Origin of the sequence: Neorhizobium populisoli, from assembly GCF_019430945.1 — a bacterium.
Classification (GTDB): domain Bacteria; phylum Pseudomonadota; class Alphaproteobacteria; order Rhizobiales; family Rhizobiaceae; genus Neorhizobium; species Neorhizobium populisoli.
Genome location: NZ_JAHYCB010000007.1, coordinates 328,000 through 343,212, shown reverse-complemented (window position 1 = coordinate 343,212; position 15,213 = coordinate 328,000). Strand labels below are relative to the sequence as shown.

Annotated in this window: 8 protein-coding genes; 3 read left to right on the top strand and 5 right to left on the bottom strand. The window is 62.4% G+C overall.

Annotated features, from left to right (window positions below; translation table 11 throughout):
• The first annotated feature begins 137 nt into the window (after window positions 1–137).
• The 3 genes from KX729_RS21665 to KX729_RS21655 all read left to right on the top strand — a co-directional run bounded on the left by KX729_RS21665 (window position 138) and on the right by KX729_RS21655 (window position 8,751).
• A complete protein-coding gene (locus tag KX729_RS21665) occupies window positions 138–5,594 on the top strand; it encodes an alpha-2-macroglobulin family protein (RefSeq protein WP_446692523.1) in 5,457 nt (1,818 codons plus the stop codon).
• A gap of 188 nt (window positions 5,595–5,782) precedes the next feature.
• Window positions 5,783–7,864 carry a penicillin-binding protein 1C gene (gene pbpC / locus KX729_RS21660; RefSeq protein WP_219744565.1) on the top strand — a complete coding sequence of 694 codons (2,082 nt, stop codon included), beginning with the start codon at window positions 5,783–5,785 and terminating at the stop codon, window positions 7,862–7,864.
• A 449-nt stretch (window positions 7,865–8,313) separates the two neighbouring features.
• Complete coding sequence (locus tag KX729_RS21655) at window positions 8,314–8,751, top strand: VOC family protein (RefSeq protein WP_219744564.1); 438 nt, start codon at window positions 8,314–8,316, stop codon at window positions 8,749–8,751.
• Window positions 8,752–9,705: 954 nt separating this feature from the next.
• Here KX729_RS21655 and KX729_RS21650 read toward each other — a convergent pair.
• From KX729_RS21650 to KX729_RS21630, 5 genes are all read right to left on the bottom strand, one after another.
• Window positions 9,706–10,569: a dipeptide ABC transporter ATP-binding protein gene (locus KX729_RS21650; protein WP_376776031.1), complete on the bottom strand. Its 864-nt coding sequence runs from the start codon at window positions 10,567–10,569 to the stop codon at window positions 9,706–9,708.
• The gene (locus KX729_RS21645; RefSeq protein WP_219744563.1) at window positions 10,566–11,423 is read right to left on the bottom strand and encodes an ABC transporter ATP-binding protein; all 858 of its coding nucleotides are present in this window, start codon (window positions 11,421–11,423) and stop codon (window positions 10,566–10,568) included. The genes KX729_RS21650 and KX729_RS21645 overlap by 4 nt, the downstream gene beginning before the upstream one ends.
• A 2-nt stretch (window positions 11,424–11,425) precedes the next feature.
• Entirely contained in the window at window positions 11,426–12,343 is a 918-nt protein-coding gene (locus KX729_RS21640) for an ABC transporter permease subunit (RefSeq protein WP_219744562.1), read from the bottom strand.
• 26 nt (window positions 12,344–12,369) lie between these two features.
• Window positions 12,370–13,374, bottom strand: a complete 1,005-nt coding sequence (locus KX729_RS21635) for an ABC transporter permease subunit (protein WP_219744561.1) — start codon at window positions 13,372–13,374, stop codon at window positions 12,370–12,372.
• A 159-nt stretch (window positions 13,375–13,533) separates the two neighbouring features.
• On the bottom strand, window positions 13,534–15,129 hold the full coding sequence (locus KX729_RS21630; RefSeq protein ID WP_219744560.1) for an ABC transporter substrate-binding protein: 1,596 nt from the start codon (window positions 15,127–15,129) through the stop codon (window positions 13,534–13,536).
• Between the last annotated feature and the right edge of the window lie 84 nt (window positions 15,130–15,213).

The window sequence follows — 15,213 nt, the reverse complement described above, 5'->3', positions numbered from 1 at the left end:
GAAAACTCGATTTTCCGACGGCAGCCCGCGGGCGCACGTTTCGTGCTCCGGCAGATCAGAAGTTTCGCAGCGACCGATGCGCCTCATATATGATGCGCCGCGCTGCAGGGAGGGGACTTTCCATGGCTTGGCTCAACCTGTCTGGGCGCACGTTTCTCGGCCTTTCCGCGCTCATTTTGTCCGCATTCGTCGCTGCTGCGCCACTGAGCGCAGCCGATCGGCGCATCGAGACGACGGTGGATGGCGATTATGCCGGTTTCGATCTCAGAACCGTTAAGAATGTCAGTCAGCCGCAATGCGAAGCCGCCTGCGTCGGCGACAATAGCTGCAAGGCCTTCACCTATAACGTCAAGGCGAAGTGGTGCTTCCTGAAGTCGGATTACGGCCCGCTCAACACGTTTGTCGGCGCGGTCGCCGGCAAGGTCGTGGAAGTGGCGGTCGAGCCGGATATCGGTGCTGCGCCAAAGCTCTCCTTCCTCTCCGACGAACTGATCCAGCAGGCCCGCGAACAGAGGGACGGCCTGACGCTTGCCGATAACCAGAAGGGTTATGGTGTCGAGAACCTGAAGGCGATCGCCCAGGGCGAGCTTCTTAAGGGTAATGTCGACACGGCGCTCTACAATTTCAAAGGCGCGCTTTCGCTGACGCCTGAAGACAGCGCTTTGTGGATCGAGACGGCGCGTGCGGCAAGCACCGCCAAGAACAACAGTTCCGCCGATGGCGACGGCACGCTGGCCGCGATCAACGGTTACCAACTTTCGCGTTCGACGCAGCGTCGCGCCGAGGCGCTGGCGGTTCTCGGTGCAGCCCTTGCCAAGCAGCAGAATTATCGTCAGGCGCTGAATTCCTACAAGGCAAGCCTTGCGCTGGTAAGCGCCCGCACCGTTCAGGCCGCCTATAACGACCTTCGCGACCGCCAGGGTTTCCGCGTGACCGGCAACACGGTCGACAACGACAGCGCCAATCCGCGCGCCTGCGTGCAGTTTTCCGAGCCGCTGGTGAAGGCCGGCGTCGATTACGCACCTTTCGTCGTGCTGGACGGCAAGGCGCCGAAGGCCATGGAAGCCAAGGACAATCAGGTCTGCGTCGAAGGCCTGACACATGGGCAGCGCTACAAGCTATCGCTGCGTCGCGGCCTGCCGTCTTCGGTCGACGAGCCGCTGGTTGCCCAGGTGGATATCGACATCTACGTCAAGGACCGATCGGCGACCGTTCGTTTCACCGGCGACAGTTTCGTCCTGCCGTCCACCGCCCGCCGCGGCATTCCGATCGTTTCGGTCAATACCGAAAAGGCCAATCTGAAGCTTTACCGCGTCGGTGATCGCAACATTGCCGGCCTGCTCGCCAATTCGCAGTTCCTCACGCAGATGGATGGCTATACCGCCGACCAGATTCAGGAAACGAGCGGCGAACTGGTCTGGCAGGGCACGATCGATATTGCCCGCGATATCAATAAGGATGTGGTGACGAGTTTCCCGGTCGACGAAGCGCTGCCGACCCGTAAGCCGGGCGTCTACGTGCTGACGGCTGCCGCCTCGAACGGCACCAACCAGGAATACGACACGAAGGCCACTCAGTGGTTCGTGGTGTCCGATATCGGCCTTTCCACCTATGCCGGTACCGACGGCCTGAACGTTTTTGCCCGCGGGCTCGGCAATGCCAAGCCGATGGCCGGCGTCGACCTGCAGCTCCTGGCCAAGAACAACGAAATCCTCGGCACCGCCAAGACCGACAAGGACGGCCGCGCCGTGTTCACCGCCGGCCTGATGCGCGGCACGGCCGGCATGGTTCCGGCAGTACTGACGGCGCAGAACAACGGTCAGGATTATGTCTTCCTCGACATGAGCCGCGCCGGTTTCGACCTTTCCGACCGCGGCGTCACCGGCCGTCCGGCGCCGGGCGCAATCGACATCCTGTCCTGGACCGAACGCGGCATCTATCGCCCCGGCGAAACGGTGCATGCCTCGGCGCTCGCCCGCAATGTCGATGCGACCGCGATCGAAAACCTGCCGCTGACCTTCGTCTTCATGCGCCCGGATGGCGTCGTGGATCGTCGCGTGGTCAATAACGGCTCGCTCGGCGGTTATGCGCTGGATCTGCCATTGCAGCAGACCGCGATGCGCGGCACCTGGACGATGCAGATCTTCACGGACCCGAAGGGGTCGTCGATCGGCGAAAAAACCTTCCTGGTCGACGATTTCGTGCCGGATCGCATCGAGTTCGACATGACGAGCGATGCCAAGCAGCTCACCGTCGGTGACGCGGCTCCGATCAATATCGATGGCCGCTTCCTGTATGGCGCGCCGGGCGCCGGCCTTGGTCTCGAAGGCGAAATCGCGCTGAAGCCGACCCGCCAGAACGAGGCTTTCCCGGGTTACCAGTTCGGCCTTGCCGATGAAGAAGAGGCCGAAGCCACCCGGATCACGCTCGACGAACTCGAGCCGACGGATGACGACGGCAAGGCGACCTTCGATGCACTGATCGACGAAGTGCCGTCCACGACGCAGCTCATCAATGCCGATATCGTGGTGCGCATGCAGGAAGCCGGTGGCCGGGCGATCGAACGGACGCTGACGCTGCCGGTCAAGTCTGACGGCCCGCGCATCGGCATCAAGCCGGAATTCACCGGCGATCTGGCCGAAAATGCAGCTGGCAATTTCACCGTCATCGTCGTCGGCTCCGACGGCAAGAAGCAGGACCTGCGCGGCCTGCCCTGGAAGCTGATCAAGATCGACCGCGATTACCAGTGGTATCGCGAGGGTTCTTCCTGGCGGTACGAGCCGGTCACCCGCACCAGCCAGGCGGCAAGCGGTGCCGTCAACGTGACCTCTGCCGATGGCGGCAAGATCACCGTGCCGGTCACCTGGGGTCGTTACCGGCTCGAAGTGGAAACCGCCGATATCGGCGGCCCGGCCTCCAGCGTCGAGTTCGATGCCGGCTGGTTCGTGGCCGCGACCTCGACGGAAACGCCGGATGCGCTGGAAATCGCGCTCGACAAGGCGAGCTACAAGGTCGGCGACACGGCCAAGCTCAAGATCTCCTCGCGTTATGCCGGCGAGCTGATGATCACCGCCGGTTCGGAAACCCTGATCGCAATACAGACGCAGAGCCTCGGCGCCAGCGGCGGCGAAGTGAGCATTCCCGTCACCGCCGCATGGGGCGCCGGTGCTTATGTCACCGCAACGCTCTATCGTCCGGGCGAAGCGCAGGAAAGTCGCATGCCGATGCGGGCGATCGGCGTGAGCTGGCTGAAGGTCGATCCGGAAGCGCGCGATCTCTCCGTGTCGATCACCGCGCCTGAAAAGACTTTGCCGCGCCAGCCGCTGAACATCTCGTTGCAGGTGGCGGGTGCCGGCGCCAATGAAAACGCCTATGTCACCGTCGCTGCGGTGGATGTCGGCATCCTCAATCTGACCCGCTATCAGCCGCCGGCTCCGGACGACTGGTATTTCGGCCAGCGCCGCCTCGGCCTCGAAATCCGCGATATCTACGGTCGTCTGATCGACGGTTCGCTCGGCGCGACCGGCAAGCTGCGCACAGGTGGTGACGGCGGCAGCATCGCGCTGCAGACCAGCCCGCCGAAGGAAAAGCTCGTCGCCTTCTTCTCCGGCGTCGTGAAGCTCGACAGCGCCGGCAAGGCGAATGTCTCCTTCGACATTCCGCAGTTCAACGGCACGGCGCGCGTCATGGCGGTCGCCTGGTCGAAGACCGGTGTCGGCCACGGCGTCAAGGACGTGATCATCCGCGATCCGATCGTGCTGACCGCCAGCATGCCACGCTTCCTGGCGCCAGGAGACCAGGCCAACCTGCGTCTCGATATCGCCAATACGGATGCGCCGGCCGGCGACTATCAGCTGTCCGTCCTGACCAACGATGCGGTCGGCGTCAGCCAGAACACGCCGAAGGTCGTGAAGCTTGCCGCCGGCGGCAAGGCGAATGTCACGATGTCTTTGACCGGCCGCAAGCCGGGTGATGGCTCGGTTTTCGTGCGACTTTCCAGCGTTTCCGGTGCGTCGGTTTACCAGCAGCTCGACCTGCCGGTGCGGCCGGCCGCCATGCCGATCACCACGCGGCGTCTCGTTGACCTGAAACCGGGCGCCAGTCTGACGGTGGACAGCAATCTGCTCGCCGACAGCATGCTGCCGGGTGCGTCCATCGCCGTGAATGTCAGCCGTTCCAACGCTTTCGACATTCCGGCCTTGCTGATGAGCCTCAGCCGTTATCCTTACGGTTGCGCCGAACAGACGACCAGCCGTGCCCTGCCGCTTCTCTATCTCAGCGAAATGGCGGTGCAGAACGGGCTTGCGGAAGACGGCGAAGTCAAGAAACGGGTTCAGGATGCGATCTATCGCGTCACCTCCTTCCAGTCCTCGGCCGGCAGTTTCGGCCTGTGGGGTCCGGAAGGCGCGGGCAACGACCTGTGGCTCGATTCCTACGTGACGGACTTCCTGTCCCGTGCCCGCGAACAGGGTTACGACGTGCCGGAACAGGCTCTGGTGCAGGCGCTCGAAAGCCTGCAGAATTCGCTGAGCTTCACCACCAACATCAAGGACCAGGGCAACGAGATCGCCTATGCGCTCTATGTTCTGGCCCGCAACCGCAAGGCGGCGATCAGCGATCTGCGTTATTACGCCGATACGATGTTGAACGACTTCCCGACCCCGCTTGCCAAGGCGCATATCGCCGCTGCCCTTTCGCTTTACGGCGATGCGCAGCGTTCGCGGCAGATTTTCGCCGCTGCGCTGCAAATGTCGGAAGACGCTCAGGTCCGCCGGGTCAGCCTCGCCCGCTCCGACTACGGTTCATCGCTGCGTGACGGCGCGGCCGTGCTGGCGCTTGCCGCGGAAAGCAAGCCGGTCCCGCCGATCGTTCCGTCGCTGGCGACCATCGTTGCCAAGGAATGGGGCGCCAAGAAATATACCAGCACACAGGAACAGACCTGGATGCTGCTTGCCGCCCGCGCCCTGCAGAACGGCGACGACAATCTGCGGCTCACCGTCAACGGTGCCCAGCATCGGGGTTCGCTGATGTCGCAGATGACCGGCGACGCGCTGATCGGCAAGCCGCTGACGATCCGCAACGACAGCGGCGATCCGCTGTCCGCCGCGATCACCACGGTTGCCGCCCCCGCCCAGCCGTTGCCGGCCGGCGGCGACGGTTTCCAGATCACCCGCACCTATTACAACATGCAGGGTGAAGAGGTGAATGTCAGCGAGGCGCAGCAGAACGAGCGTTATGTCGTGGTGCTGAACATTACCGAGAGCAATGCCTGGCCGTCGCGTATCGTCGTTACCGACCTTCTGCCGGCCGGTCTCGAAATCGATAACCCGGGCATCGTCAACAGCGCCAACCTCTCGAACTTCGACTTCATCGAAGAAGTGACGCCGGCGCATATGGAGTTCCGCAACGACCGTTTCGTGGCCGCCTTCGACCGCAGCGCCGGCGACAATCGCGAGATTTCGCTGGCCTATGTGGTTCGCGCCGTGACGCCCGGCGTCTACGACCATCCGGCAGCGCAGGTCGAGGATATGTATCGTCCTCAGTTCTCGGCTCGTACCGCAATGGGCAAGATGGAAGTGGTTGCCGCTCAGTAAGCGGCGATCGGGTCGATTGGTTTGCCCCTCACCCTAGCCCTCTCCCCGCACGCGGGGAGAGGGAACGTGCCCCGCTCAACGTTGAGATTGACGAAGACGGTGCCGCTCGCTTCCTTCTCCCCGCAAGCGGGGAGAAGGTGCCGGCAGGCGGATGAGGGGCCTAAGCGCCTACCAAGAGAATAAATCGCATGAAGCTCAGGCGGAAAATCTCGATCGGTCTCGGCATCAGCCTCGCTCTCGTGGCTGGGCTGGCGATCGGGCTCGACGCGGCCGACAAGGCTTATCCGCCGCCGCTGGAAAAGGCGAAGGTCGCGTCCGCCGAGGTTCTGGACGCCAATGGCGATCTCCTGCGCGCCTTTGCGACACCCGAAGGCCGCTGGCGGTTGCGGACGGGGCTCGACGATGTCGATCCGCGGTTCCTCAAAATGCTGGTCGCCTATGAAGATCGCCGCTTTTACGATCACGGCGGCATCGATCCGCTGGCGATCGGGCGGGCGGCGCTGCAGCTCCTCACCAATGGGCGCATCGTTTCCGGCGCCTCGACCCTGTCCATGCAGGTGGCACGGCTGATCGAGCCGCGGGAAAACCGCACCTTCTCGGCCAAGCTCCTGCAGATCGCCCGCGCCATGCAGATCGAGCGGCGGCTCGGCAAGCGGCAGATCCTCGAACTCTATCTCACCCATGCACCCTATGGCGGCAATCTCGAAGGCGTGCGGGCGGCAAGCCTTGCCTATTTCGGCAAGGAGCCGCGCCGGCTGACGGTGGCGGAGGCGGCTCTGCTCGTGGCCCTGCCGCAATCGCCGGAGGGACGTCGTCCGGATCGGCATCTCAAGGCCGCCCAGGTGGCACGGGAGCGGGTGCTGCAGCGCTCGGCCGTTACTGAGGTGACCGGCGAGGGCGAAGCCGAGCGGGCGGCGCTCGACACCATCCCCATCCGCCGCCTGCAATTGCCGGCTTATGCCGCGCATCTCGCCGAAGCGGCGATCCGCAAGCAGCCGAAGGCCGAGGAGTATCACACGACGCTTCGCCGCAACATCCAGCAGGGGCTGGAGCAGGTGGCGCGGGAGGCGGCCGTCAAGCTGGCGCCGAAAGTGTCGCTCGCCATGGTGATGGCGGATGTCACGACCGGCGAGATCGTCGGCGAAGTGGGCTCGGCGGATTATTTCGATGCGAGCCGCTCCGGCTGGGTGGACATGACCCGGGTGCTGCGTTCGCCGGGTTCGACGCTGAAGCCATTCATTTACGGGCTCGCCTTCGAGCAGGGGCTGGTGAGCCAGGAGACGATCATCGAAGACCGGCCGGCGGATTTCTTCGGGTATCGGCCGAAAAATTTCGACATGACCTATCAGGGCGATGTCAGTGTGCGGCAGGCGCTGCAGCTGTCGCTCAACGTGCCGGCCGTGCGGCTGCTCGATGCGGTCGGGCCGTCGCGGCTGATGATCCGCTTCCGTCGCGCCGACGTGCGGCCGGTTCTGCCGGCCAACGAAGCGCCGGGTCTGGCGATCGGACTTGGCGGCGTCGGCATCACGTTGAAGGATCTGGTGCAGGCCTATGCGGCACTTGCCAATCGCGGGGAACCGGTGCGGCTCGGCAACGGCATCGAGGACAAGCCGGGCATGATCGAGGCGGAACCGCTGCTGGAGCCGCGCGCCGTCTGGAATATCGCCGACATCCTCTCCGACGTCCTGCCGCCGCAGGGGGCGCGCCGGCTCGGCATCGCCTACAAGACCGGCACGAGCTACGGTTATCGCGACGCCTGGTCGGTCGGGTATGACGGGCGGTATGTGCTGGGCGTCTGGGTTGGCCGGCCGGACAATGGCGCGGTGCCGGGCATTGCCGGTTACATGACGGCGGCGCCGATCCTGTTCGAAGCATTTTCGAAATCCGGCGTGCCGATCACCCCGTTTCCGTCCGCTCCGTCGGGTACGACACGGCTGGCGCAGAAGGACCTGCCGATCAGCCAGCGGCGGTTCTCGATGACCGCAAGCGGGCTGATCTCCGCGTCGGCGCGGGAGCCGGCGCCGCAGATCGTCTATCCGCCGGAGGGCGCACGGGTCGATCTCGGCGCGCGTTCCGGGGATATTTCGCCTCTGGTGCTGAAGCTGCAGGGCGGGCGAGCGCCGTTCCGCTGGCTGGCGAATGGCCGGCCGCTGACGGATTTGTCCCGCAAACGGACCAATGAATGGACACCGGATGGGGCAGGGTATTCGACGCTGACGGTGATCGATGCAGCCGGAAGAGCTGCAAGCGTGAAGATTTTTGTTGAGTGAGGAACGATCCGGCGCAAGCCGGAGAAATCGATCCAGTGAATCGATTTCAGTGACGAACGTCCGGAGCGCAAGCGGAGGGCTGGAACGATCCGGCATAGCCCTTCAAAATGGTCCGGGGAAATTACTCCGGAAACGGCGGCCGCTCCTTAACGCCAGCCGACGAAGAAGAATATTGTTCAAGCCCTCGCGGCTTAACGCATTTGCTCTCCGCTCCCAAGGTGGACGCCTTGCTCGCGACCCGCATCGGTACGGCTCGATCGATCCAACACCTTAAATGTTCATCTCGAGAACCGGTCGAAACCGAATGACAGCCCGGCGCAAGAAAGGCCTCGATATCCAGAAAAAGCAAATCCGGCTTGAATAACTGTCGGCCTTGGGATGTCTCAGGCGTCCTTTGCCAAACGGGGCGATACCCCCGGAACCACAACGCCACTTTGGAGAATGAAAACATGGCCCTCAAGCGGATGGACAATATCGGTATCGTCGTCGAAGACCTTACCGCGGTCATCGATTTCTTCTCTGAGCTCGGCCTCGAGCTGGAAGGACGGGCGACGATCGAGGGGGAGTGGGCCGGGCGTGTCACCGGGCTAGGCGATCAGCACGTGGAGATTGCCATGATGCGCACGCCGGATGGTCATAACCGGCTTGAGTTATCCCGCTTCATCAGGCCCTCCGTCGTCGCGGATCACCGGAATGCTCCGGTCAATGCTTTGGGCTATCTTCGTGCCATGTTCACCGTGGACGATATCGACGATACGCTTGAGAGGCTGCTTGTCCGTGGTGCCGAGCTTGTCGGCGAGGTGGTGAACTATCAAGACACGTATCGGCTATGCTACATCCGCGGGCCTGAAGGGCTTCTCATCGGGCTGGCGCAGGAGCTTCGCTGAGCACGGCAATCTTCGTAAGAGGGGTGGCTCATGTCGTCCACGCATGCCAGGCCTTCGCACGGGACGCGCTCAGGCAAGCGTCGCTGACATCGGCTCCATCGAACTCAGACCTCCGGCCGACGCTTCGAAGCTCATGCCTATCCGCCCATGCGCGGTCTCCCGCCATGGTCATGTCAAAGATCGGAGAGCCCACACGAATGCGGAACCTCAAGTAGTTTTAGTAATGGTGGCTCCGCATTCGCGTGGCCTTCGGCGTTCTTTCGGGGCTTCCGGCCCCTATAGATGATTGCCTCGCCTTCTCTGCACGCAAGGTTTCCCTTAGCGCTTGCACGGCTCAAACCGAACCCGACCTGGCGGCCAGGGGGACGCTTGATAGGAACGTCAACGTTTCCGAAGAAGCTCCATGGCTTTCACCTCTTCCACCTTTGCCGCACGTTACGGTTCCGATGAAAGCGCCGGCCTCCGCCTGCCCACGAACGTCTCGCGAAACACTCCGGCGGCGGAAGCAGGGGGATTGTAGGCACGGCTGATGAGGGTGAGGATGAAGAATAGGTTAAGTTGTTGAAGATGTTGGAACGATGATGCAATTTATCCCCGGGTAGGTCGTAGGGTCGCCGGCATTTGACGATCTACCCCGCCATACCCCCCTCTGCCCTGCCGGGCATCTCCCCCACAAGGAGGGAGATTGACTCGCGGCGGGGCCTTCCAGCTACATCTACCGCCGACAATGTTGCGGTGAATTGCTGTTACGGAAGCGACGGCCGCGACGTTATTTGTCTGGGGAAACCGGTGCGCCCAGCCAATCTCCCTCCTTGTGGGGGAGATGCCCGGCAGGGCAGAGGGGGGTGCCCATGGCACGACCTCTCTTAATAGCCGAAAGGCAAAAGCCTCAAATGTCTCCCGAAAACCGAAACCGATCTCCGGAAGACGTGATCTACCATCTCGAAAGGCGCCTTAAGCTGCGGCCGCAGCCTTCTTCTTCGCCACGCGTGCCCGGATCGACTCGACATCCGCCTTTGGCGTCGCCTTGAACAATGTCCGCGTATATTCGTGCTTGGGATCCGAAAACACCTCGTCGCGGGTGCCGTATTCGACCGCCTCGCCGAAATACATCACCATCACCTCGTCGGCGATGTAGCGCACGACGGAGAGGTCGTGGCTGATGAAGACGTAGGTGAGGCCGAATTCGTCCTGCAGGTCGGCGAGCAGGTTCAGAACCTGGGCCTGGACCGACAGGTCGAGTGCCGAGACCGGCTCGTCGAGGACGAGCAGTTTCGGGTTCATCATCAGCGCGCGGGCAATCGCGATGCGCTGGCGCTGGCCGCCGGAGAACATGTGCGGGTAGCGATTGTAATGTTCCGGACCGAGGCCGACTTTTATCAGCATTTCGTTGGCGCGGTGACGGCGCTCTTCGGCCGTCATCGAGGTGTTGATCGCCAGCGGTTCGCCGAGCACGTCGCCGATCTTCTGGCGCGGATTGAGCGAGCCATAGGGGTTCTGGAAGACGATCTGCACCTTCTGGCGCATTTCCGCTGTCAGGTGGCCCGGACGGGTGTCCATCTTGTTGCCGTCGATCAGTAGATCGCCGCCAGTGGGCTCATCGATGAAGGTCAGCATGCGGGCGAGCGTAGACTTGCCGCAGCCGGATTCGCCGACGATTGCCAGCGTCTTGCCGCGTTCCAGCTTGAAGGAGACGCCCTTCACCGCATGGATGATCTTCTTCGGCTTGAACAGGCCGCCCGGCAGTTCGTAATCGCGCTTGATGTTGCGCACTTCGAGCATGGTGTTTTCGGTCATGATGTCGGTGCTCTTGTTCATGCGCGTGCCTCCGGCGCCGGTTCCGGATTGCCGTCGAAGAAGGCGGAAACGGTGGTGAGGCGGTCACCGGTGGCGTTTTCCGGCAGAGCTGCCAGAAGCGCCTTGGTGTAATTGCTCTTCGGGTTTTCGAAGAGGGAAAGCACGTCGGCCTCCTCCATCTTGCGGCCTTTGTACTGCACCACGACGCGGTCGGCGGTTTCGGCCACGACGCCCATGTCATGGGTGATCATGATCAGGCCCATGCCGGTCTTCATCTGCAGCGACATGATGAGGTCGAGGATCTGCTTCTGGATCGTCACGTCGAGCGCCGTGGTCGGCTCGTCGGCGATCAGCAGTTTCGGATTGCAGGCAATCGCGATGGCGATCATCACGCGTTGGCACTGGCCGCCCGACATCTGGTGCGGGAAGCTGTGCATGCGTTCTTCCGGGTTCGGCAGGCCGACCTGGTTGAAGAGTTCGATGGCGCGGGCGCGGCGAGCCTTCTTGTCGAGGCCGAGATGGACGCGCAGCACTTCCTCGATCTGGAAGCCGACCGTGAAGCACGGGTTGAGGCTGGCAACCGGCTCCTGGAAGATCATAGCGATATCCTTGCCGATCAGCTTGCGGCGTTCCGCGGCGCTGATGCCCTGCATGTCGCGACCTTCGAACAGCAGCTTGTCGGCGGTGATCTTCGCAGTCCAGGGCAGGAGGCCCATAACGGCCAGCATGGCGACGGACTTGCCGGAGCCCGATTCGCCGACGATGGCGAGGACTTCGCCCTTTTCGACCGACATCGACACGCCGTCGACGGCCTTGAACCAGCCAGTGGCGGTTTCGAACTGGACGGTAAGATTTTCGATTTGCAGAAGCGCCATGATCAGGACCTCTTCAGTTTCGGGTCAAGCGCATCGCGCAGGCCGTCGCCCATCAGGTTGATGGCAAGAACGGTGATGAGGATGGCGAGGCCGGGGAAGGTGACGACCCACCAGGCGCGCAGGATGAATTCGCGCGCTTCGGCCAGCATCGTGCCCCATTCCGGCGCCGGCGGCTGGGCGCCCATGCCGAGGAAGCCGAGAGCGGCCGCGTCAAGAATGGCGTTGGAGAAGGACAGCGTCGCCTGGACGATCAGCGGTGCGGTGCAGTTGGGCAGGATGGTCTTGAACATCAGCCGCAGCGGGCCGGCGCCGGCAAGGCGGGAGGCGGTGACGTAATCGCGGGTCTTCTCCGCCATTACGGCGGCGCGGGTGAGGCGCACGAAATGCGGCTGCAGCGTCAGCGCGATGGCGATCATGCCGTTGGTCAGGCTCGGGCCGAGGATCGCGACGAGCACGAGGGCGAGCAGCAGCGACGGAAAGGCCAGGATGATGTCCATAAGACGCATGATGACGGTATCGACCCAGCCGCGGTAATAACCGGCGATCAGGCCGACGACGATGCCGCCGACGAGCGACAGCGTCGTCACGAAGACGCCGATGAACAGCGAATATTGCGCGCCGTAGATCAGGCGGGACAGGATATCGCGGCCGACCGGATCGGTGCCGAGCAGATAGGACGGGTTGCCGCCTTCCTGCCAGGCCGGCGGCAGCAGCACGAAATCGCGATACTGCTGGAACGGCGAATGCGGGGCGATGAGCGACGCGAAGACCGCGACGATCACCAGCAGGACGAAGACGATCAGACCGAGGACGGCGCCGCGGTTTTCAGAAAAATAGAACCAGAACTCGCGCAGCATCTGGCGGCGCATGGCGGCGCTGGAGACGGGCTCTGCTGTCTTGGTAACGGTGGTATCGGCCATGGGATTTTCTCCTTCTTCGTGCCGGTTCAGTGTCTGATTCTCGGGTTGATCAGGCCATAGAGCAGATCAACGATGAGATTGACGATCATGATGATGGCGGCGATCAGGAGTAGACCACCCTGGATGACGGCGTAGTCGCGACGGAAGACGCTATCGACCATCCACTTGCCGATGCCCGGCCAGGAGAAGATGGTTTCGGTCAGGATCGCGCCGGCGAGCATGACGCCGATCTGCAGGCCGATCGTGGTAATGACCGGGATCATGGCGTTGCGCAGCGCATGGATGCCGACGACGCGGAACGGCGATAGACCCTTGGCGCGGGCGGTGCGGACGTAATCTTCCGACAGCACTTCCAGCATGGCGGAACGCGTCTGGCGGGCGATGACGGCCAGCGGAATGGTGGCCAGCACGATCGACGGCAGGGCCAGATGGCTGAGCGCCGAGGCAAACGCGCCCTTCTGGCCCGACATCAGACTGTCGATCAGCATGAAGCCGGTGACCGGCTTGAAGAAGAACATCAGCGAGATGCGGCCGGAAACCGGGAACCATTGCAGGGTGCCGGAAAACAGGATGATCAGCAGCAGGCCCCACCAGAAGATCGGCATGGAATAACCGACAAGCGCAATGCCCATCAGCCCCTGGTCGAAGATCGAGCCGCGCTTGATCGCCGCGATCATGCCGGCCGGAATGCCGAGCGCGATGGCGAGGATAATGGCGCAGAAGGACAGTTCGACGGTGGCCGGGAACAGCGACCAGAACTGGTCGAGGATCGGCTTCTTGGAGACGATCGAGGTGCCGAAATCGCCGGTCATGACGCCGCCGAGATAATCGAAATATTGAACGACGATCGGGCGGTCGAAGCCGAGGTCATGGCTGATGATGGCATGACGCTCCGGCGACATGACGCGTTCGCCGGACAAAAGCTCGACCGGATCGCCCGGCAAAAGTCGGATAAAGGAAAAAGCGATGATCGAGACCCCAATGAAGGTCGGGATCAAGACGGCGAGGCGCCGCAAGAGAAAGCCAAACATTCTAAAACCTTACGGTGTTTTTTGGTTCGTGGCCGATTCCGGGCTTTGTCAAGCCATGGATGCGGCAATTATGGCGTCGCCGCCGAAATTTGGCGTTTCATAAGAAAAAGCCGCGGGAAACGCAACGCTTCCCGCGGCAAAATCGTCGTGAGCTATGACTTACTCAGCGATATCGACTGCTTCGAAGGTGAAATCGCCGAGCGGGCTCTGGGTGAAGCCGGTCACGCCCTTGCGCATCGGAACGACGGCAAGCGAGTGGTCGATCGTGGCCCAAGGAGCTTCTTTCTTGAAGATGACCTGCGCCTGTTCGTAGAGCTTGGTGCGTTCGCCGACGTCAGAAACGGTCTTGGCCTTCTTCACGAGGGCGTCGAACTCCTTGTTGCACCACTGAGCGCGGTTGTTGCCGCCGACGGCGTCGCAACCAAGCAGGGTGTCGAGGAAGTTGTCCGGGTCGCCGTTGTCGCCGGTCCAGCCCATGATGGCAGCGCCGTCACGGTCCTTGGCCTTGGAGCGGTTGAGGTATTCAGCCCACTCGTAGGACACGATCTCGACCTTGACGCCGACCTTGGCGAAATCGTCCTGGATGATTTCGGCAGCGCGACGTGCATTCAGCATGTAGGGACGCGAAACCGGCATCGCCCAGACCTTCATGGAAAGGTTCTTGACGCCTGCATCGGCCAGCATCTTCTTGGAAGCTTCGAGGTCGTAGGTGTCGTCCTTGGTGTCCTTGTTGTAGGACCACATGGTCGGCGGGATCGGGTTGACGGCCGGGGTCGCCATGCCCTGGAAGACGGCGTCGACGATAGCCTTCTTGTTGATCGCCTTGTTCAGCGCCTGGCGGACTTCGAGCTTGTCGAACGGAGCCTGGGTCGTGTTGTAGGCGAGGTAGGCGATGTTGAGGCCTTCCTGCTCCAGAACCTTGAGGTTCGAGTCGGACTTCATCGACTTGACGTCAGCTGCGTTCGGATACGGCATCAGCTGGCACTCGTTGGCCTTCAGCTTCTGGTAACGAACGGCGGCATCGGTGGTGATCGCGAAGACGAGATCGTCGATCTTCGGAGCGGTGCCCCAGAAATCCTTGTTCTTGGTGTAGCGGATGACGGCATCCTGCTGGTAACCGACGAAGGTGAACGGACCCGTGCCGACCGGCTGCTGGTTCAGCTGTTCCTTCTTGCCGGCCTTTTCGAGGCTGTCGGCATATTCCTTCGACAGGATCGAAGCGAACGGCATGGCAAGGTTGGCGAGGAACGGAGCTTCCGGACGGTTGAGCGTCATCTTGACGGTCAGGTCGTCGACCTTTTCGACCGACTTGATGAGCTTCGGGAAGCCCATGCCTTCGGCATATTCCCAGGAAGCGCCGGAAATGTACTTGTTCCAGGCGTTCTTTTCATCGACCTGGCGGCCGATCGAGAAAACGACGTCGTCGGCAGTCAGGTTGCGGGTCGGCTTGAAGAAGTCGGTCGTCTGGAACTTGACGTTCGGGCGGAGCTTGAACGTGTAGACGGTGCCGTCAGCGGAAATTTCCCAGCTCTGAGCCAGAGCGGCTTCCGGCTGCGTCGTGCCCGGCTTGAATTCGAGGAGGCGGTTGTAGATCGGGTGCGCCGAGGCATCGAACGTGGTGCCGGCGGTGTAGATGCCCGGGTCGAAGCCTTCCGGCGAACCTTCGGAGCAGTACACGAAAGTCTTGGCGCTTGCAGCGCCGGCGAACATGGTTGCCGACAGCAGCGCTGCAGCAAGGGTCAGTTTGTACTTCATGATGGTCTCCCAATGACCTTTGGCCGGCTTGTTGGCTCGGCCGGTTGTTTTGAAATTGTCATGGCGCGCTCCCTTGCGCCCCTG

Bases quoted from the DNA above. Each gene is read 5' to 3' on its own strand.
- pbpC (WP_219744565.1), top strand. From the start codon at position 5,783: ATGAAGCTCAGGCGGAAAATCTCGATCGGTCTCGGCATCAGCCTCGCT.
- KX729_RS21630 (WP_219744560.1), bottom strand. From the start codon at position 15,129: ATGAAGTACAAACTGACCCTTGCTGCAGCGCTGCTGTCGGCAACCATG.
- KX729_RS21645 (WP_219744563.1), bottom strand. From the start codon at position 11,423: ATGGCGCTTCTGCAAATCGAAAATCTTACCGTCCAGTTCGAAACCGCC.
- KX729_RS21650 (WP_376776031.1), bottom strand. From the start codon at position 10,569: ATGAACAAGAGCACCGACATCATGACCGAAAACACCATGCTCGAAGTG.
- KX729_RS21655 (WP_219744564.1), top strand. From the start codon at position 8,314: ATGGCCCTCAAGCGGATGGACAATATCGGTATCGTCGTCGAAGACCTT.
- KX729_RS21640 (WP_219744562.1), bottom strand. From the start codon at position 12,343: ATGGCCGATACCACCGTTACCAAGACAGCAGAGCCCGTCTCCAGCGCC.
- KX729_RS21635 (WP_219744561.1), bottom strand. From the start codon at position 13,374: ATGTTTGGCTTTCTCTTGCGGCGCCTCGCCGTCTTGATCCCGACCTTC.